This is a genomic window from [Muricauda] lutisoli (nom. illeg.), from assembly GCF_017313105.1.
Classification (GTDB): domain Bacteria; phylum Bacteroidota; class Bacteroidia; order Flavobacteriales; family Flavobacteriaceae; genus Flagellimonas; species Flagellimonas lutisoli.
In genome coordinates this window covers 1567485-1587811 of sequence record NZ_JAFLND010000001.1, presented here as the reverse complement: position 1 = coordinate 1587811, position 20327 = coordinate 1567485, and the positions used below count along the sequence as shown (strand labels likewise).

20 protein-coding genes are annotated in these 20327 nt (G+C 40.3%); 10 read left to right on the top strand and 10 right to left on the bottom strand.

The features are described 5' to 3' along the window. Positions 1-52: 52 nt before the first annotated feature. Positions 53-646 carry a Crp/Fnr family transcriptional regulator gene (locus J0X13_RS07340; RefSeq protein WP_207070758.1) on the bottom strand — a complete coding sequence of 198 codons (594 nt, stop codon included), beginning with the start codon at positions 644-646 and terminating at the stop codon, positions 53-55. Between the two features lie 310 nt (positions 647-956). Between J0X13_RS07340 and J0X13_RS07335 the strand changes: the two genes are divergently transcribed. Next, positions 957-1580 carry a DUF3667 domain-containing protein gene (locus J0X13_RS07335; RefSeq protein WP_207070757.1) on the top strand — a complete coding sequence of 208 codons (624 nt, stop codon included), beginning with the start codon at positions 957-959 and terminating at the stop codon, positions 1578-1580. A gap of 233 nt (positions 1581-1813) precedes the next feature. On the opposite strand, the gene J0X13_RS07330 is transcribed toward J0X13_RS07335, so the two are convergent. The 5 genes from J0X13_RS07330 to J0X13_RS07310 form a co-directional block, all read right to left on the bottom strand. Next, the gene (locus J0X13_RS07330; protein ID WP_207070756.1) at positions 1814-2221 is read right to left on the bottom strand and encodes a nuclear transport factor 2 family protein; all 408 of its coding nucleotides are present in this window, start codon (positions 2219-2221) and stop codon (positions 1814-1816) included. Between the two features lie 345 nt (positions 2222-2566). Beyond that, positions 2567-3451 (bottom strand): universal stress protein, encoded by an 885-nt coding sequence (locus J0X13_RS07325; RefSeq protein WP_207070755.1) that lies wholly within the window; start codon positions 3449-3451, stop codon positions 2567-2569. A gap of 305 nt (positions 3452-3756) precedes the next feature. Then, positions 3757-4545 (bottom strand): DUF6090 family protein, encoded by a 789-nt coding sequence (locus J0X13_RS07320; protein WP_207070840.1) that lies wholly within the window; start codon positions 4543-4545, stop codon positions 3757-3759. A 178-nt stretch (positions 4546-4723) separates the two neighbouring features. Then, entirely contained in the window at positions 4724-6472 is a 1749-nt protein-coding gene (locus tag J0X13_RS07315; protein WP_207070754.1) for a hypothetical protein, read from the bottom strand. 107 nt (positions 6473-6579) lie between these two features. Further along, the gene (locus J0X13_RS07310) at positions 6580-7434 is read right to left on the bottom strand and encodes a CPBP family intramembrane glutamic endopeptidase (protein WP_242535635.1); all 855 of its coding nucleotides are present in this window, start codon (positions 7432-7434) and stop codon (positions 6580-6582) included. A gap of 317 nt (positions 7435-7751) precedes the next feature. On the opposite strand from J0X13_RS07310, the gene J0X13_RS07305 reads away from it, so the two are divergent. Next, complete coding sequence (locus tag J0X13_RS07305) at positions 7752-8480, top strand: nitroreductase family protein (protein WP_207070753.1); 729 nt, start codon at positions 7752-7754, stop codon at positions 8478-8480. A gap of 133 nt (positions 8481-8613) precedes the next feature. Here J0X13_RS07305 and J0X13_RS07300 read toward each other — a convergent pair whose 3' ends face one another. Beyond that, positions 8614-9192 carry a Crp/Fnr family transcriptional regulator gene (locus J0X13_RS07300; protein WP_207070752.1) on the bottom strand — a complete coding sequence of 193 codons (579 nt, stop codon included), beginning with the start codon at positions 9190-9192 and terminating at the stop codon, positions 8614-8616. Between the two features lie 225 nt (positions 9193-9417). Here J0X13_RS07300 and J0X13_RS07295 point away from each other — a divergent pair, with 225 nt between their 5' ends. From J0X13_RS07295 to J0X13_RS07265, 7 genes are all read left to right on the top strand, one after another. Then, positions 9418-10422 carry an aldo/keto reductase gene (locus tag J0X13_RS07295; protein WP_207070751.1) on the top strand — a complete coding sequence of 335 codons (1005 nt, stop codon included), beginning with the start codon at positions 9418-9420 and terminating at the stop codon, positions 10420-10422. A gap of 52 nt (positions 10423-10474) precedes the next feature. Beyond that, positions 10475-11227, top strand: a complete 753-nt coding sequence (locus tag J0X13_RS07290) for an NIPSNAP family protein (RefSeq protein ID WP_242535634.1) — start codon at positions 10475-10477, stop codon at positions 11225-11227. 86 nt (positions 11228-11313) lie between these two features. Then, positions 11314-12084: an outer membrane lipoprotein-sorting protein gene (locus tag J0X13_RS07285; protein WP_207070750.1), complete on the top strand. Its 771-nt coding sequence runs from the start codon at positions 11314-11316 to the stop codon at positions 12082-12084. Continuing rightward, positions 12081-13304, top strand: coding sequence for an ABC transporter permease (locus J0X13_RS07280; RefSeq protein ID WP_207070749.1), 1224 nt, complete (start codon positions 12081-12083; stop codon positions 13302-13304). Before J0X13_RS07285 ends, J0X13_RS07280 begins: the two co-directional genes overlap by 4 nt. Before the next feature lie 2 nt (positions 13305-13306). After that, complete coding sequence (locus tag J0X13_RS07275; RefSeq protein ID WP_207070748.1) at positions 13307-14524, top strand: ABC transporter permease; 1218 nt, start codon at positions 13307-13309, stop codon at positions 14522-14524. 4 nt (positions 14525-14528) lie between these two features. Further along, positions 14529-15227: an ABC transporter ATP-binding protein gene (locus J0X13_RS07270; protein ID WP_207070747.1), complete on the top strand. Its 699-nt coding sequence runs from the start codon at positions 14529-14531 to the stop codon at positions 15225-15227. Between the two features lie 5 nt (positions 15228-15232). Next, positions 15233-16387, top strand: a complete 1155-nt coding sequence (locus J0X13_RS07265; protein WP_207070746.1) for a hypothetical protein — start codon at positions 15233-15235, stop codon at positions 16385-16387. On the opposite strand, the gene J0X13_RS07260 is transcribed toward J0X13_RS07265, so the two are convergent. Continuing rightward, the gene (locus J0X13_RS07260; RefSeq protein ID WP_207070745.1) at positions 16365-16604 is read right to left on the bottom strand and encodes a hypothetical protein; all 240 of its coding nucleotides are present in this window, start codon (positions 16602-16604) and stop codon (positions 16365-16367) included. The genes J0X13_RS07265 and J0X13_RS07260 overlap by 23 nt on opposite strands. 55 nt (positions 16605-16659) lie before the next feature. On the opposite strand from J0X13_RS07260, the gene J0X13_RS07255 reads away from it, so the two are divergent. After that, positions 16660-18843, top strand: a complete 2184-nt coding sequence (locus J0X13_RS07255) for a heavy metal translocating P-type ATPase (protein ID WP_207070744.1) — start codon at positions 16660-16662, stop codon at positions 18841-18843. Between the two features lie 113 nt (positions 18844-18956). On the opposite strand, the gene J0X13_RS07250 is transcribed toward J0X13_RS07255, so the two are convergent. Next, entirely contained in the window at positions 18957-19349 is a 393-nt protein-coding gene (locus tag J0X13_RS07250; RefSeq protein WP_207070743.1) for a DUF302 domain-containing protein, read from the bottom strand. Positions 19350-19459: 110 nt separating this feature from the next. Then, a complete protein-coding gene (locus J0X13_RS07245; RefSeq protein WP_207070742.1) occupies positions 19460-20326 on the bottom strand; it encodes an RnfABCDGE type electron transport complex subunit B in 867 nt (288 codons plus the stop codon). Position 20327: the final 1 nt, after the last annotated feature.

Genomic DNA, 20327 nt, shown 5'->3' with positions numbered 1-20327 from the left:
CCCCAAAATTCCAATGGGGAGACACGAAAAAAAATGAAGTAGTTTAAGACTTTTACATTCTATTGACTTTGGAGATGATTTTACTCATGAATTCCGGGGTAATGCCAATGTAGGCTGCCAAATCTTTCTGGGTAATTCTATTGACAATGTTAGGATATTTCCTTTTGAATTCGATGTAACGTTCTTCTGCCGTAAGGGATATACCATGATTGGAACGCCTGATGTAGCTTATGAGCGATTTTTGATACAGGATACGATAAAAACGTTCGAATTTGGGTATCTCCTGAAAAAGTAGGTTGTAGTTGGCCCTCGAAATGCCCAACAGCTCTGAATCCTCCGTAGCCTTGATAAAATAATGCGATGGTTCTTTTCTCATAAAACTGGCCATGTCCCCTGTCCAATAATCCTCCACGGCAAACATCGAGATATGGGGTGCCCCATCCTCATCCAATGTGTAGACTTTCAAACAACCTTCCGTGATAAAATATTCATACTTGGCTATTTCACCGGCTTGCATTAAAAATTCCTTCTTTTTTACTTTCACTTCGGTGAGCAAAGAAATATATTTCCGTTTTTCAAGCTCGGTCAAGTCAATGAATCGGCTTACATTGTCAATGATCAGTTGATGTGAGTGCTTCGGTTCCAAGGTTGTTTATTTGAACTTTTGTGACGGTGTTTGTATGCTTTCCTGCATTGCTATAGTAACTAATTTAGCTAAAAGTAAATGAATAGTAGGATAATCCACAGGCTTTTCCATATAATTCTTTGCTTTACCTAAAAGCTTGGAAGTGAGACATTTCATATCTTAGGGTTATGACACAAAAACGACCTCTGAAATAACCTCATGATATGACAGGATGAAATGTAAAAATTGCAATAATAGTGTTGAGGAAACGTATTCATATTGTCCGTATTGTGGCCAGAAAATGGGCTTGGGCCGTTTAAACTTCAAACAATTGTTTAAGGACCTGTGGATTTCTTTCACCAATACAGACCAAGGAATACTTCACTTGATAAAGCATCTGGCTTACAGACCGGGTAAGGTGGCTCGGGAATATATTTCAGGTCGGTGCAAGAGTTATTTTAATCCGTTCAACTATTTGCTGATCACGGTGGCTATTGCACTATATTTCATTGCACAGTTTGAGATTATAGCCCTGGATTATTCTAAAATAGAATCGGATGACAAGGAACTTTTACAATTTGCTTTTAGGTATTTTAATGTATTCATACTTCTAATGTGGCCTATTCATGGTTTCCTTATCTGGTTATTTTTTAAAGATCGTGAAACCAATTATGTCGAAAACCTGACTTTTACTGCTTATTTGAGTGGACAAACCATGCTCTACTATATTTTGGCCTTGGCCTTGTTTATGATTCTTCCCTCATTACTCACAACTCTAGGTACAATAATTGGTTTGTTGATCAGTATATGGTATATGCTGGCGATCCTTCAATTTTATCAGACGAAGTCGTTCTGGAGCATTTTAAAAATTATATTGATCATTACCCTCACCAACATGATATCCCAAGGAATAATATTTATGACATTTCAATGGTACAGGACCTGGTTTGTTTGAGTTTTGTGAGGGTCTTGGCCATGTGAACAGTTGCTTGGTTTTATATAACTAGGTATCAAGTTGGAAGTTCCTGTGGGATTTCCAAAGTGGGAGAGAAGAAGCAGTTACTTAAAAAGCATTGTTGCGCTTCGTTATTTTTCAGCCTACTGCCAATCGTTACTATGTATGTAAAATGTGACTGAACACAGCCCGTTTGGAATAACATCGATATATCCGATCGTTTTTCATTGGGATTACTTTTCAGAGTCTGCCAACTTCTTAGTATCCACAAATTGTTGAAAAGCAGTAATTTTCCCTTCATGATCAAGCGTCCAGAGATGTGCGGCTTGTGCATTGTAAGTTTTTCCTGTTGCTTTGACTTTGGCATCATATCGTAAAGTAGCCAAAACCATATTATCATCCATGCCGTGGATTTTTACATCTTGTAACCCAAAGTATTCATGATTAGCTCCGAGAACTGAAAATACGCCTTCTAAAACCGCATCTGGACCGATATAGGGATTGCCGCTGGCAAGGGAATTACTTTCGGCTTCGTTCCATTCGATTTCAGGATGCATTAAACCCAGTACAGTTGGCATATCGCCCGTTGAAAAGGCATTGTACAAAGCGTCAATTACTTGAATGTTTTTTTCGGTTGTCATGATTTTGATTGTTATATGCTGCCTACTCTGATCGGTTTTCGGCTTCCCCGATTTTTACTTCTCAATAAAGTTTTACAAGTACTTACCAAACTGATAGTCTTAGGGGATTTTCTGAAGGAACTTGATCATCAGAAGCTGGTTTCTCTAAAGATATGATTTTTATGGAATTAGGATAGCCTTTTGAACAATTCGAAAAGTTATGATGAAGTGATCGCTCTAATAATTAAATCAGGTCTACTTGAACTGAACCAATTTACATATGGTCCAGCAAATTTGGCAATGTACTTTTTTGGAAATTCAGGATTGATGTCCCACGGATTGTATAACCCTTAATGATGTTTTTAATCATAAGCCGGACATCATGGACTTTTTCATGCTTCGCATTGGTTCCATTTTTTGGTTCAGCATCAACAGTGGAACACATTCATAAGATTGCATTTTTTTTACCAAATCGGTATGCAACCATCCTCTTAATCCCTTTTTGTTGTTTCGTTTCAGCATGACCAGCACATCTGCATTTGTTTCTTTGATATAGGTAGTCAACCGATCACAAATGTTATTGGAGAGAATCCGGTCATAATCTATATGCTCATATAGTACTTTTTCGCTAAGGAGCCCTTTGAACCATTCTATTCTGGAATCATCGCCTTTGTCCTTATCGTTTGAAATGTGCACAACTTTTATTTTTGCCTTAAAAATCTTGGCCAATTCTGCTAAGGCATGAATGGCATTGATGTCTTCTTTCTCAAAATCGGTGGCGTAAACAATTGAATCCAGTGAAGTGAATATGGAGTCTTCGGGAACTGTCCAAACAGGGCAGGGCGAATTTTCCAAAAGGCCTATTGCAGTGCCTCCCATAACAACGTCTCGAAGCTTGCTTTCGCCTCTTGTTCCCACAAAAACCATAAAGGCTCGGTGTTCATGTATTTTTGTTATGATTCCGTTGGTAATCGAAGTGTGTTCGATAGGCTCAAATCGAATCATGTTTTCATTAACGGAACCACCAATATGTAGTTCATAAAACTCTTTCAGTTTTTTATGTTCATGGTTTAGGGAGTCTTTGGATAAATTGGGGAAGACCTCAATTAATTCGGTGCCCAACACGGCCGGTAATTCATAAACGTGGGTCAATACCAAGCGCATTGCCAAAGCTTTGGAAATTTCCAGGGCGAACTTTAGGGCAGCAACGGAACGCTTTGAATAATCGGTGGCATATACTATAGTTTCCATTTTTCCGCATAATTTATCGTTTACCTAATCTAGGTCACAACTAATCAAAATCAAATGATCTTCGTCATCATTGCGATAAATTATTATGATGGTGCAAGGCTGATTTAAAATGCAAGATTTATTCCTTTTTATGGAAGGCTACACAAAATCTATCGATTCTGTATCTCACCAGTGGAAGGATGACTCCACTTTAAAATGGGCTATAAGTGATTTGTAAAACGTTCAGTTTCCTCATCTTCAATTAACTGGATTGTTTCGGATTTTGGTCATTCCCAGTTATCATATCATTTAAACATGCAGTAATGCTATTGTGTTTTTTGTCTCTTTTTCAATTCAAGTAGAATACCTTCTTGAATTTTTATCGATAATTCCCGTAAGATTTCCAACCCACCCAATCTATCTTTATGAATATCAATCATATCATATAACTTAGGGTTTAAACTTCTGTTGTTCCTAAAAGGTTCCAGATCATACTTTGTAGTAAAATCACTTTCTGCAGCACCTGAGAATTTCGATATTTCTCTAGCGCTTCCAAGCTTAACCGGAACCACCTCATAATATTGAGCTAATTCATAAATTAAGTCATTGCTTAATTGGTGCGATTGTTCAGAATAACTTATCAAAAAGTCAATTTGACTGTAATACTCCTTTAAATTATATTTTAAACTTTCTGAATTCAAATGAGATAATAGGTTTGAGGCCATTAGCTCATTATATGCATTGTTCAAGGACTTAATAGCGGGCGTAAAGCATGCTAACCTAAAAGAGGTACCAATAGAATCGATTTCTGTAGAATTTAGTTCGTTCGAGTGTAATTTGAACAATTGCTCAGCCCCATGTAGAAAAATGTCCTTCTCAGCATTGTATACGTTCTCAAAATAAGTTGAATCCTGTCTGATCTCTTCACTTAGATTGGTTAATACACGGTGTGCACGTTGCAAATCTTTTTTATCTTCATTCCAATTGTTGATTTGAAGTGCAATTAAAATGCCAATAACAACCAGAACAATCTCACCGATGGCATACTTAAGATATTTTCCAGTTTTGCGCTCTGAAAGTAGATTTTGACGGATTTTTCTAAAGAATTGTATCATTAGAGGCTGGTTTCCTTAAAGATAGGGTTTTTGAGCAATTAGGATGTCCCATTAAACCGGAGAAAAAGATTTAGTGTATTGGTTTACAATCGTTTATTTGAACTTTGGTTGTAATTAGTATATGAAGTGCAGCATCCTCAAGGGTGCTATGGTTTTATGGAAACTGTTATGCCCAACTTTATTTTCTGTTTTCCGTAGTTTGTATCACTTCCATTACTATATGCAAAGCCGTGTCGTTTCCATTAAAATAATCGGTTGATGATAGGTTTACCGGAATATGGGGCGCAATCCATTTACGATTGTCCTCTGCTTTTGATGTTTGATGGAATTGAGTGGAAATAAGTCCCATTAACCCTGAGTATGGCAACTTAAACCATCCTGCTTCCCCTATGTGATTTGGTTTTGAACCGCTGGGTTCACCAACAAGAATTGCATTGGTGTATTTTGTAATATCGGTTAGTAAGTTTTGCGCAGCGGAAAAAGTTTCACGTCCCATTAACACAAAGACATTTCCACCTGGATTCATAAGTTCAAAATTGATAATGGTTTTTAGCATAGGTGGTAATATAGAACCATTTCCTCCGTGATTATGTCTCAAATCCAAAATTAAATGTTGTATGTCGTTTTTAGATGCCTGACTACGCAATTCGATAGTAAAAGCTTCTAAAGACTGTGTTTCTTTCTGTGTAACGGCATTAAACTGAACATAGATGCTTTTGTTTTCTGGAATCAATTTAAACCAATATGGGTCTTCTATTTTCGACAAGAATAATGGTTGTTCCCTGTCTCTTAGTTTTGGCATTTTTGGGAAGCCGGAAAAATTCCAAGAAACTGGATTCATTATTACCTTTTGTGACTTATCGTTGCTATCTTTCAAAGCAATGGTGACTTGATTGGTGTTCCCAATAATCCCCAACCCTTGTAACACATACGGTAGCCCTAAATAATATGGACCCAACCAAAGTGTTTGCATATCGTTATCCCTGGCATTTACGGCATTTGTTTTTTGCAGGGCATCTTCAGCAGTAGTGTTTCCAATCGATTCCACTTCATAACCAATCCATTTTTCAAAGCCTTTCTCCGCACCAACGATAAATAGTCCATCATTAAACTGATAGAACTGAACAGGAAGTTTCCTTAAGGCGCCTTTGTTGGGGGATGTTGGTATAATTAAATTGTGGCCATTGCCAAGCCCCCCAAATATTTTCATTAGCTCCACAACGATTTGCTCATCTGATAATGAGTCTATTTCTGATTTTAATCCCAATATTTTTTTGTCAAAATCAGTTTTGGACATGGAGTGAAATGGGGTGTAGTGCAATTCCAGTATTCGCTCCTCTAAATAATCTATATCACTAACCCACGATTCTCCTCTTCTCAAACCTAATTGACTTCGATAGCCAAAGATTTGTTGAAATTCTTGATTCTCGTTGAAGGACTTGAAAGCAGGATCTCCCTTTAAGAATGGTTTTTCGTCATAACGGGATGCAAATCCTTTTTGCAACCATAATAAGGCATTCTCTTTATCTCCATCTTCAGCATAGGCTTTCGCAATTTTGATCATGATATCATTTGAAGGTGCCGACCCCGTCGGAATATCCGTTAATATGGTACCTCCGGATTCAAGCGTTTTTTTTAATTCGATAATTGCATTTTTAAACTGTCCGGTCTCATAATAGGACAGTCCCAATACATAAAATAGATCAGCGTCATTTGAATATTGTAGCGTAAGACTTTCCAAAACAGGAATCGCCTCTTGCCATTTTTTGTTTTTAACTAAACTTAAAGCTTCCGTTCTTTTATTGAAGTATTCAATCGGATTTTGAATACTGTTTTTTTTCGATTGGGAGAAAGCCTTAGAGGATCCAATAAGAGTTGAAATGAAAATGCCAAGGATGACTATTGTGTAAGTTTTTATTTTGAACATTTTTATATCGTTTAGTTGAACCTTGGTGATGGGTTCGGTTATAAGTGGTTGGGGGTAGCACTTACCTTTGCATTTACAAAGGATATTGGGCGCTCTGGCCGTTTGGTCTATATTTTTTCTTTAATAGCTTTTCTCCAAAAATAAATCCCGAAAATACTGGTAACAATGGCAAACATAATTCCGTTTTCGCCAAGCCAATGTTCGGTTCCCTCAATTTTCATGGTTAAAGAAGGCATGATCTTTTGAATGTACACATTGCTTACTGCATGGAAAATTACTGCTGGCCATAGACTTTTAGATTTAAAAGTGTAGTAGGCCATAATAAATGACATCGAAATAATCACTATAAAGAATGTGATAAATTCCAATAGCACATTGTTGCTATAGTAAACGAGTAGCGGCCAATGCCAAGCGGCCCATACAAGTCCACTAAATACAGATACACCGGTAAAAGAAAGAACCTTTCTTAATTCATGGATAAAAAAGCCCCTCCATCCAATTTCCTCTCCTAATGTGGTTGCAGAAGCTCTTATCACTTCTACAGTCCCCAACAAGATGATGGCTATGATTGTTATTGAGGTTGGATTTAAAGTACCTATCCCAAACAACCCAAGTTCTTTTCCCCATTCTGTTATTATTTCTCTATTTGCTAAACCTCCAAACCCGAAAACCCAGATTAGTAAGTAGGTGATTATACCATATAGGGCAGGAATAAAGTAAGACCATCGGATGTATTTCCAATCTCCCCAATTCCAATTTAGCGATGAGATTTTGCGTCCTTTAATTTTTAGTGTGATAAAAGCAGCTATTGCAGGACACCACATAATAGCCCCGACATATATCCTTGAAGGATACAGATTTACTATGGCATAATGGAACGGTGAAGTAAGCGCAACGACGAGTGCAAGAAATAGAAAAATGGTTTTCCAAGCTTCTTTACGTTCTGATGAATTTGTAAGCATTTTGTTTTTTGATTGGTTCGTTTGTTTGTTTGAGGAAGACGAAGAATCAATGTTTTTGTTACAATGCACCCAACGGCTTTGTTGGCCATCGTTTTTTATTCAATACTTTATACTGCCTTGTCAATGATTCCATTATTGTGTGCCAATCGGGTCGGGATTTGATTATTGACATTTAAAGCTTAATACAAATTATGAAATTCTATACCTAGGAAAATCCATTTCCTTTAAAAATTGTATTTAAGTAAAAACCGACATACCTAAATAAGTCGCTAAATTAGACGTGGTCGGATAAAGGACTTACTTAAAATAAGATAGATATGGATTTGGAAGCTGTTTTAAATCATAGACGTTCCGTACGTGTATACGATAAAACAAAAAAGATTGATACCCTAAAAGTAAAACATGGTCTTGAACTCGCAACATTGGCACCCAATAGTTCCAATATGCAGTTATGGGAATTTTACCATATCACTGAACCTGAAACTTTGGCAAACCTTGCCAAAGCCTGTTTGGGACAAACTGCAGTTTCAACTGCAGCTGAGGCCGTTGTTTTTGTAACAAGGCAGGATCTATATAAAAAACGTTCAAAATTTGTTCTGGAATTTGAAAAGGGAAACATCCAACGGAACAGTCCTATCGAACGGCAGGAAAAACGAATCAAGGATAGAGAACTGTATTATGGCAAAATAATGCCGCTATTGTACACTAGGTTTTTTGGGATTGTTGGTTTGTTCCGGGTTTTGTTGACCAAAGTCATAGGTATTTTTCGTCCTATTACCAGACAAGTGTCTGAAAATGATATGCGGGTCGTAGTTCACAAATCATGTGCATTGGCCGCACAGACATTTATGATTGCAATGGCGAATGAGGGATATGATACATGTCCATTGGAGGGCTTTGACAGCAAATTGGTCAAGAGGCTTTTGAAATTACCGAGGGGAGCGGAGATCAATATGGTGATATCCGTAGGCATAAGAAAAGAAGGTTCGGGCATTTGGGGTGAACGTTGCAGAGTACCTTTTGAAGAGGTTTATAAAAATCTTTAGGCCAGGATTTGCAGTGATATGGGTTTGTTTCAAACGTCCCCTGATTATTAAAAAACTATTTCCATTATTCCAATTCCTGAAATATCACTTTCGGAACTTTATAACCCCGTATCGCCAGTAGTTGCCATTTTATTTACAAATCCATGTTCCGCTTTCTCAATTTGCTCAAAAATTCTTGGGAAATCCCCAAATAGGATGCGATATGATATTGCGGAACACGTTGAACAACGGTAGGATATAGCTCCAGGAACATTTGATATCGGTCCATGGCATTTCTTGACATGTTTTGAAGCAATCGTTTTTTTAGGGCGTGCACGTGGCGTTGCATCATAATTCGGAACATATGCTCCAAGGAGGGAATTGCTTCCAAAAGTTGTTTTTTGGACTCCAAGGATAGCACTAGCATTTCGGTTTCCTCCAACGTCTCGATACTTACTTGGCTGGGCAGCTTATTTTCAAAACTATGGATTTCACTTATCCACCAATCTTCAATGGCAAATTCAACCGTATGTTCGTTTCCCTTATGGTCTGTAAAAAATTCCCGGGCACATCCTCGTTTTATGTATGCTTCAAAATTACAGATGTCCCCAGAACGCAGAATCAGCGAATTTTTTGGATACTTCCGATATTCAAAAAACTCTAGTGCCATCTCAGATTCTTTATCTGATAAGCTAATGAAACGTTCCAAATAGTTTTTCAATTCATTCTTCATAAATGGGTGTCGAGGCTGTACCGGTGATTTCTTGTCCTAGTTCAATGAAAAGGATGTAAAAACCCGATAGATTTGTTTTGGCAATGTATCAAAGATTTTGCAGTAATATACTATATGTAATTGGACCTACCCCAACATATCGGTGTATGACACTCTAAGTCTCCAAGACATAAAATTGTCGTGTTTATGGACGATACATGAAGTCGAATCTTAATTTAATCGTTTATGGATTACCAACCGAACAAGAATAGATATAATGAAATGACCTACAATCGCTGTGGCGATAGCGGTTTGTTGCTACCTGCTTTTTCACTTGGGCTATGGCACAATTTTGGTGAAATGGATGATTTTGATACTGCTCGTACCATTGTGCACAAGGCATTCGATGCAGGTATCACCCATTTTGACCTCGCGAACAATTATGGTCCCCCGCCCGGGTCGGCCGAAACCACTTTTGGTAAAATACTAAAATCGGATTTGGCCCAATACCGGGATGAAATAATTGTGAGCACCAAAGCAGGATGGAAGATGTGGGAGGGTCCTTATGGTGATTTTGGCTCCAAAAAGTATTTGGTTTCCAGTTTGGACCAAAGTTTAAAACGAATGGGGCTGGATTATGTTGATATATACTACCACCACCGTCCGGACCCGTCCACACCTCTAGAAGAAACCATGGGAGCGCTGGATTTGATAGTTCGCCAAGGGAAAGCACTTTATGTTGGCATATCCAGCTATGACGCCAAAGAGACCAAGGCGGCCATAAAAATGCTGAAGGAAATGGGAACTCCATGTTTGATTCATCAACCCCGTTACTCCATGTTCGATAGATGGATTGAAGATGGGTTGTTGGATGTACTGGGGCAAGAAGGCGTTGGAAGCATTGTTTTTTCGCCCTTGGAGCAAGGTTTGTTGACCGACAAATATCTTCACGGAATTCCAGAATCATCAAGAGCTGCCTCTGGACGTGGGAACGGTGCTTTGGAAGCCGACCAGATCACCCCCCAAAAACTGGAGATGGTATCAAAATTGAATAAAGTGGCCAAAGAAAGAGGCCAGTCCTTGGCCCAAATGGCCCTTTCCTGGGTAAAGCGAGATCCACGGGTTACATCCGTACTTTTGGGTGTAAGTAGGCCCGAACAATTGGAGGACTCGTTACAAGCTCTACAAAAACCTGGATTTGATAAAGAGGAATTGAGCACTATCGAAAACATCCTTTCTGGAAAAGCATAACTAGAATAGCATATCAGTATAATTATTTACTATTCAACAAGATAACTGAACAATGAAAATTATAAAACGAGTTTTTTCCATACTTTTTATTTTGATTCTGAACTTTCAATTGGCAGGACAGGAACAAGTATATGAATTGAGAACCTACGAATTGGAGTTTGGCAGACCGGAACAAGTACTTCATGATTATTTTAAAGAGGCATTTATTCCAGCCATGAACCGTCAAGGTGTAAAGAATATCGGGGTATTTGAAGAAGTGGGGGAAACTTTGCCAAAAAAACTTTATGTACTGATCCCTTATAATGACATTGTAGCGTTTCAAAAAAGCGGCGAATTATTGAATGAGGATGAAAAATATATCGAGGATGCAAGTCCTTATCTTAAAATATCCGAAAACTTGATTCCGTATAGTAGAATTACAACGGATCTTATTCAATCCACCACAGGTTTTCCAAACCTACAGAAACCGGCGGATAGTGCAAACTTCTTTGAGCTTAGAACTTACGAAAGTTACAATGAGGACGCCCTGCGCAGAAAGGTGAAAATGTTTAATGACAGTGAATTTGGTATTTTTGAGGATGTTGGCCTTCCTACGGTGTTTTTTGGGTCGAACATTGCCGGGAACCATATGCCGTGCCTAACGTATATGCTGGCCTTCAAAGACAAGCAGGCCCACACGGAAGCATGGGGCAAGTTTGGTCCACATCCGGAATGGAAGCGAATCTCCAACATGGAAGAATATGCAAATGCCATGAACAACATAATCCGGGTATTTTTAAAACCTCTTCCATATTCTCAGTTGTAGAGTATAGCTAATCCAAAACTTTTCACCCAAGGCAACACTTGACTTATATCATTGTCCAAAGCCATTTATTGAGCTAGTTTCAAACTATGAAAAAAGCATCAATATTGGTTGGCTATTTGGCCTTTGGACTAAGTATGTTGCTTCTTGCCGCTACAATGCCCACACAGGAATTAACCGCGAGGGAAATTGTTAAAAAGGCCGATGATAACATAAGGGGAAATACTTCCCAAGCGGATATTACCATCCAGATCATACGTCCTTCTTGGCAAAGGGAAATGGAACTGAAGGCATGGACCAAAGGGGATGTTTATACCTTGATCCTTGTGCAGGCACCGGCCAAGGAAAAAGGCATGATTTTTCTAAAAAGGGACAAGGAGGTATGGAACTGGATACCTGCCATTGAACGCACCATTAAATTACCGCCCTCGATGATGTCGCAGAGTTGGATGGGTACGGACTTTACCAATGACGATTTGGTGAAGGAAGCCTCATCGGTAAAAGATTATGACCACAGACATTTGGGCAGGGAACTTATCCAAGGTAAGGAATGCTACAAGATTGAATTGATACCTAAGCCCTCAGCGGCCATTGTTTGGGAAAAGGTGATCGTATGGATCGATACGCAAGATTTTCTTCAGCTCAAAGCTGAATTTTATGATGAAGATGGACAATTGGTCAACATCATGAATTCAAGTGACATCAAAGTCTTTGGTTCAAGAAAAGTGACTACACGGATTGAAATGATTCCGACGGACAAGGAAGGTTATAAAACCGTGATCAAGTACAACCATCTCCTTTACGATGAGGAGATTCCCGATAGTTTTTTTACTACACGAAACATGATGCAACTAAAATGATGTTCTTAAAATTGGCATGGTTGAATATATGGCGCAACGGTCGGAGAACGATGATCACCGTTGCCTCCGTTTTTTTTGCCGTGCTATTGGCCATAACCTTTCGCTCGGTTACCGATGGGGTTTATGAGAACATGATCCACAATGTGGTCAGCTACTCATCGGGTTATCTCCAAATACATAAGAAAGGCTACTGGGATGAACAATCGATAGAAAATTCTTTTGAGGCCGATGAAGAGTTTTCCAAAAGATTGCTGGACAACCCCAGAGTTACTGGACTAATGCCTCGATTAGAAACATTTGCTCTATCATCTTTTGCTGATAAAACCAAAGGAGTTATGGTGTTGGGGATAGATCCGACGAGTGAAGAAAAAGTAAACCAACTGAATGAAAAGGTTGTTGAAGGTATATACTTTGAAAGTAACAGTGCGGACCAAATACTAATTGGGAGTGGGTTGGCAGAGCAGCTCAATGCCAAAGTGAACGACACCCTTGTATTGATCGGACAAGGATACCATGCAAGCAGTGCAGCTGGTAAATTCAATATTGTTGGCATTTTAAAACTGGGGTCTCCCGAGCTGAACAGCAATGTTATCTATATGCCCTTAAAAACATCACAATATCTGCACGGCGCCGAAAATAGGTTGACCTCTCTGTCCATTATGCTCGGTAAAACCTCCGATTTGGAAAGTTCCAAAGAAGCAATTGAAAATGTTATTGACACGGAGGCTTATGAAGTGATGACCTGGAAACAAATGATGCCTGAGATGGATCAGTTCATTGAGGCGGACAGTTCGGGGCATTATATCGTAATCGGAATTCTCTATATCATCATATCCTTTGGATTGTTCGGCACTTTATTGATGATGACCTTTGAAAGGAATAGGGAATTCGGGATTCTGATTGCCATCGGTATGAAGAAACACCTTTTGGCCTATGTGATACAGTTGGAATCGATCATGATTTCATTGATGGGCTGTTTGATGGGGGTGTTAGGGGGTATTTTGATTGTTCATTTGCTCACCGAATACCCAGTTCAATTCAGTGGATCCTTAAGGGAGGTTTATGAAGATTATGGTTTTGAGCCCATCATTTATTTTTCGGGCAACATCCGAATCTTCATTTACCAGACCCTGATTGTTCTGGTATTGGCCACCCTGTTGTCCCTTTATCCAGGATTTAAAGTATTAAGGCTTAGACCTGTAGACGCGATAAATAGTTGATTATGTTGGTTCAAATAGCATGGCGGAACATTTGGCGCAACAAAACCAGGAGTTTTGTAGTGATCGGCTCTATTGTGGTCGGTTTGTGGGCCAGTATTTTTATTCTGGCCTTTGCTTGGGGACTTTACAAAAACAATATTGATGAATCCGTGAACAGGCAGTTGTCCCACATTCAGGTACACCATCCTGGATTTGCCGATCAACAGGAATCCAAATATGTCATAAAAAATTCCGATTCCATTCTTTCAATGTTGAAAAAAGATGACATGGTTCAATCCGCAAGCATGCGCACCATTGTCAAAGGGATGATCACATCGCCTACTACCGTTTCCGGAGTAACCATTTATGGGATCTCCCCAAAGACGGAAATAAAACAGATTGGCCTGAACCAAAATTTGATAGAGGGAGACTATTTTGCTTCTGGAAAGGACAATGAAATCTTTATCGGTGAGAAGTTGGCCAAAAAACTCAAGATCAAATTACGGAGCAAGGTAGTAGTGACCTTTACGGATATTCATGCCAGTATAGTTTCGGGTGCCTTTCGGGTGGGAGGGATATATAGATCCAGGAACCTTTCCCTCGATGAAGTGAATGTTTATGTCCAAAAACAATCCTTGGACAACCTCTTAGGTCTTCAGCATTCGCAAAGTAACGAATTGGCCATTTTGTTGAAGGATGAGTCTGCACTGGACAGTTACATCACCTATGTTCGCCAGCTAATGCCCAACCAAAAGGTAGAAGATTGGAAAGATCTCGCCCCCGATTTGGAACTGGTGATAGAATCCTTCAACCTATATACCTACATCATCTCTGGTATTATTCTTTTAGCGCTAACCTTCGGTATTGTGAACACCATGCTCATGTCCGTACTGGAACGGATAAGGGAATTGGGCATGCTTATGGCCATTGGGCTCAATAAGAGAAAGATCTTTTTGATGATCATGTTGGAAACTCTTTTCCTGACATTGATAGGATGTCCTGTCGGACTTCTGGTCGGTTGGTTGAGCGTTCTTGTGCTGGGAACGTACGGCATCAACATTGCCATATTCTCAGAAGGATTGGCCAGCTATGGTTTCAGTTCCATTATCTACCCAGCGTTGGACAGCCAGAACTATTGGATCGTGGCTATCATGTGTTTGATAACCGCACTGTTGTCGGCTATATATCCTGCCTATAGAGCTTTGCAATTAAATCCTGCAGAATCAATTCGAAAAATTTAGCACCATGGGAAAAACAATCATAGACGCGCATAACGTCAGTAAGATATATAAAGAGACGGCGGTTCCTGTAAGGGCATTACAAGATGTGCACCTTCACATTGAAGAAGGGGAATTTGTTGCCCTGGTGGGGCCCTCTGGTTCGGGGAAATCCACATTGTTGAACATGATCGGCGGCCTTGACGAACCCACTTCGGGAACTGTTTTTGTGGATGGTGTGGAAATTACCAAGCTTCCAGAGAACAAGTTAATAGATTTCAGGCTTCAAAATATTGGTTTTGTATTTCAGTCCTTTAACCTTATACCCGTACTCACTTCTCGGGAAAACATCGGTTTTGTACTCCAATTACAAAAGGTCTCAAAAAAAGATAGGGAAAAAAGAGTACTGGAACTGCTTCGTGAAGTTGACTTGGAAGAAAAGATCGACAGTAGGCCCGGTGAGCTTTCGGGTGGGCAACAACAAAGGGTCGCCGTGGCACGTGCTTTGGCCTCCAAACCCAAAATAATATTGGCAGACGAACCAACGGCCAATCTGGATTCAAAATCAGCAAGTAATTTATTGGACATCATGGCAAAATTGAACAAAGAAGAAAAAATCACCTTCTTGTTTTCAACCCACGACCAAAGAGTGATAGAGAAGGCCAGAAGAGTGATTACATTGGTCGATGGTAAGGTAGATTCCGATGTCGATCAAACGCCTGCGTGATCATTATGAAACCTTCAAAGGTCATATGGTCCATTTTTGTTTTGCTCTTTCCTTTTTTTGGGGCAGGGCAGGAGAAGGAGCATAAACTGGTTCTCAACGGTTATGTCAAAAACCTGCATCAATTGCAATTTGTGGATAATTTAGACCAATTACAATGGACAACTTTGATCCATAACAGGCTGAATTTTGGGTATACGGCTTCAGAAAGCATCTCTATGCGACTGGAATTCAGAAATCGGATATTTTATGGAGATGCGGTGTCAAATTTCCCCGGGTTTTCCGAATTGATGGGAATGGACAACGGATGGGGCGATATGACCTGGAATTATGGGGAAAGTGGGCATATGCTGTTTGTTACATCTATCGATAGGGCCTCCCTAAGGTACAGCAAGGGCAATTGGGATATTACCTTAGGTAGGCAGCGTATAAATTGGGGACGAAACCTGATATGGAACCCAAACGATATTTTCAACACCTATAATTTTCTCGATTTTGATTATGAAGAACGGCCTGGTAGTGATGCCGTACGCATCCAATACTATACGGGTGATTTTAGTAAAGTGGAATTGGCCGCCAAAAAGGGTAGGTTTGAGGAGGATCATATTATTGCTCTATTATATGGTTTCAATAAATGGTCTTATGATTTTCAATGGATTGCCGGAATCTATAAAAACGATTGGGTACTGGGAACAGGGTGGTCCGGAAACATTGGAAACATGGGGTTTAAGGGCGAAGTATCCTATTTTGTTCCCCGAACAAATTATTTGGATGCCGAAAATGTTTGGAGCGCCTCTATATCCCTTGATTATGGATTAAAAAATGGACTTTATCTGTATGGGTCGGTACTCTACAGTGGCAGTGCTTCCAATTTGGGCGGAGGTATTGAAAACTTGGCCTTAAGTGGAATTACGGCGAAAAATTTAATGCCATTTGAGTTCTCTGGTTATCTGCAATTGGTAAAGGAATTCTCCCCGATCTTTTCTGGGGCGTTCAGTACGGTGTATTCCCCCACCAACCAATCGATAATAGCCATACCTACCTTTACCTATTCCCTTGCCACCAATTGGGAAATGGATGTAATTGCCCAATCCTTTTTTGAGTTCCAAGCATACAGGTCTTTAGGCCATAATTTGTTTTTCAGGCTTCGTTGGAGTTTTTAAAAGAATCGTAATACCCAAGCCATAAAGGCATAAATAACTTGGCTGCCCTTTCACCTTCAATACGTTGAGGATGATCGGGAACGTCCAACAACCTTAAATTGGGCTGAAGAAAATGTTTTTCGGAGGAATATCCTTCAATTGAATCTGGATGTAACCACCAAACATCCATTTTTAGATAAAAAGGTGTGAAATTATGCTGAAAATCATAGTTAATCATAGCATAACTTGTCAATTTTGTTTAATTGCAATGGATGCATGTTTATTGGTCTGTCATGAATAAAATAATCATTGAACTTGAAAAAATCCATCACTCCAGGAATGCCAGAAGGATTGAACAGATACTTGAAAAACAGCAGGGTGTTCATCAAGTGGCCGTATCTGCTTCCGGCAAAATACGATTGGAATGGGATGAAAATCAGACGGACCCATCTTTGATCATTAAAAAAATCAGAAGGATGGGCTTAAAGATTGTTCACATACAGAATGATGCGCCTCATAAGAATGACGATGGTCCTTATCCTTTTCATTTTAGACAGAACAACGCAGACCTCTATTTCGCCATTGTAAGCGGTTTATTTTGGGGAGTGGGACTTATTTTTTCATTTATAGCGTCCATACCGGAAGATTATTCCACGTATCTTTTTGTTGTTGGGGCAGTCTTCGGAAGTATTTTTACCACGTCCAATGCTGTTAAAGACCTGCTCAGGGGCAAGTTTGAAATAGACTTCCTTATGATTTTTGCAGCCGTTGGCGCCGCTTTTTTGGGCAAATGGGGCGAAGCCGCCTTATTACTCTTTTTGTTCAGCCTGGGGAATGCCTTGGAACAATACGCCATGAGTCGGGCTCAAAAGTCCATTGCCGCACTTTCCGATCTGGCACCCCCGTTGGCCATGGTAAAAAGGAATGGCAAACTGATAGAAGTTCCTATCGAGAAATTAAGGGTCGGTGATATAATAGTGGTCAGGCCAAATTCAAAAATTGCTGCCGATGGTGTGGTTTCAAAAGGAACAAGCCCTGTGAACCAAGCATCCATAACAGGCGAAAGTGTGCCTGTGGACAAGCGGGCAAGCCCCAATTGGCAAAGTACCACGGACATTAATAAACTTTTGCCCGAACACAGGGTCTTCTCAGGTACGATCAACGGAAACGGCGTACTCGAAGTTAAAGTGTTGAAAGAAGCTAAGGACAGTACCCTTTCCCGTTTGATCACATTGGTAAAAGAAGCTGAAACGCAAAAGTCCCCGACCCAACACTTGGCCGATAAATTTGAGAAATATTATGTGCCCTCTGTTTTAGCTCTGGTGCTATTCTTATTGTTTGCATTTTTAATTGTTGAGGAAACGTTTAAGGAGAGTTTTTATAGGGCCATGTCCGTATTGATTGCCGCATCACCGTGTGCCTTGGCCATTTCCACTCCAAGTGCAGTATTGGCTGGGATAGCTAGGGCTGCACGCCAGGGAGTGCTCATTAAAGGTGGCCGTCCCCTTGAAGATTTGGGTGGACTGAGCGCCATTGCTTTTGACAAAACAGGGACTCTTACCGAAGGTAGGCCTGTACTTACCCATGCCATACCATTTGGAAGAACCGACAAAACACACCTCTTGTCGGCTGCAATTGCGGTAGAAGCACTAAGTGACCATCCCTTGGCCATTGCCATTGTTGAAGGTGGAAAAAAGGAATTGGGAGGTGAGGATATCCCTATGGCCGAGAACTTACAGGCCTTGGTTGCAAGGGGTATCAAGGCCGATTGGGATGGAGATGTGGTTCATGTGGGTAATCGAAGACTTTTCGAGGAGTTGACGGGGAACTCGGTACCCAAAGAGATAGACCAAAAAATGTTCGAATTGGAATCCGGGGGGCATACTGCGATGATCGTTCATAAGGGAAAGGAATATCTAGGCATCATCTCGGTAATGGATGTTGCCCGTCCGGATGCTATCACCGTGCTTTCTTCCTTGAGGAAAACAGGCATCAAACGAATAATCATGCTAACGGGGGATAATCAAAGGGTTGCGGATGCAATTGCCAAAAATCTGGGTATTACGGACCCAATGGGAAGTCTACTTCCAGAAGATAAAGTGAAGGCCATTGAGAAAATGACCAAAGAAGAAGGCAGTGTGGCAATGGTCGGAGATGGTGTCAACGATGCCCCTGCTATGGCAAAAAGCACTGTGGGGATAGCTATGGGAGCAGCAGGTTCGGATGTTGCATTGGAAACAGCGGACATCGCTTTGATGTCGGATAAATTGAACGTTCTTCCATTTGCCATCGGGCTAAGTCGAAAAGCAAAACGAATAATCAAACAAAATTTGGTGATCAGTTTGGGGATGGTGGCTGTTTTGGTTCCATTGACCATCACCGGAACGGTTGCCATAGGTCCTGCAGTGGTCGGCCATGAAGGGTCCACTGTGTTGGTGGTATTAAATGCTTTGAGACTGTTGAAATATGAAGTTTAACAACAGACTTTACCTACCGTAATTTTTGTTGACCAAAGGCTTTTACAATAAAGCATGTTCAACTTTGGTTTGCCGCTTGGCCGTTTTGTTTGAACAGAATTTCTTTCTGGTTTTCAAGAAAGTTTTTCGATCACATTTTTAAGCTTTTGTTGTATTTCTTGGGCAACGGGGGCCAACTTCTCATTTTTTACCGCCATCATCGAAGCAACAGGGTCCACCGCGGCCACCTCAATTTCGCCATTGTCATTTTCCAGGACAACCACATTACAGGGCAAAAAGAGCCCGATTTTTTCTTCTTGGGTCAATGCTTCATGAGCATAAGGTGGGTTACAGGCCCCAAGGATTCTGTATTTTTTAAAATCTACACCTAGTTTGTCCTTTAGGGTTTGGTTAATGTTTATTTCAGTAAGTATTCCAAATCCCTCATTTTTCAATTCGACAGTTACCTTTTCGATAGCTTTTTCGAAATTTTTCTCCTTTAATGTTGTACTAAAATAATAGCTCATATGTCTTTTATTTTGAAATTAGATCAATGATGATCATTACCTATAATATACTTAGGTTTTTAAACTTTAGCAACTTCAGATCAGGCGTTGTTTTTTCCTTTTCAAGCAGACTAAGTATTTCCCAAAGATCTACTGCCCTTACGGATAATTTTCTTGCTTTCTTTCCCTTTGATGGGCTCCCCATCATCATTGAACCAAACAATGGCTCCGGTAGGACATCGCTGAATCGGTACTTGGGTATTATGATTTTTAGTGTAATTCACCACTGGTAAATTATTCTTGATTGTTATTAGATCGCCCGGGGCATCCATGGCACACTTTCCACAGGCGGTACATCCTACTTGACAATCTTCGAGAACAGCTTCGCCGTGTTCAAGATTTTTACAAGCTACCCAAAGATGATGGCTTATAGGTTGAAGGGAAAATAAATCTTTGGGGCAAGCTTCCACGCAGTCGCCACAGGCCGTACATTTATCCTGGTCCACAATGGGTAATCCATGTTCGTTCATGGTAATGGCATCAAAATCGCAGACAACCTCACAATCGCCATGGCCAAGACACCCCCAAAAACAACCTTTGCCACCACCGGATACCAAAGCTGCGGCTTGGCAACTTTCAATACCCACATATTGGGCCCGGTTTATGGCCACATTGGTCCCACCGGCACAAGCAAGACGAGCGACTTTTTTTTCTTCCGCACCCATATCGACCCCAAGAAAATCAGCAATGGCTTGTCGGCCTTCATCTGTGCTTACCGTACATTTTCCGGGTAAGGCACGCCCGTGAACCAATGCCTCTGCAAAGGGCCTACAGCCAGGAAAGCCACAAGCTCCGCAATTGGCATGGGGCAACATGTCCTCCACTTTATCTATACGTGGGTCCTCATATACAAATAGCTTTTTGTTTGCAACGATCAGCATAATTGCAAGAAGTAAGGTTAACCCTCCAAGTGCGGCCACTGCGATAACGATAGACATA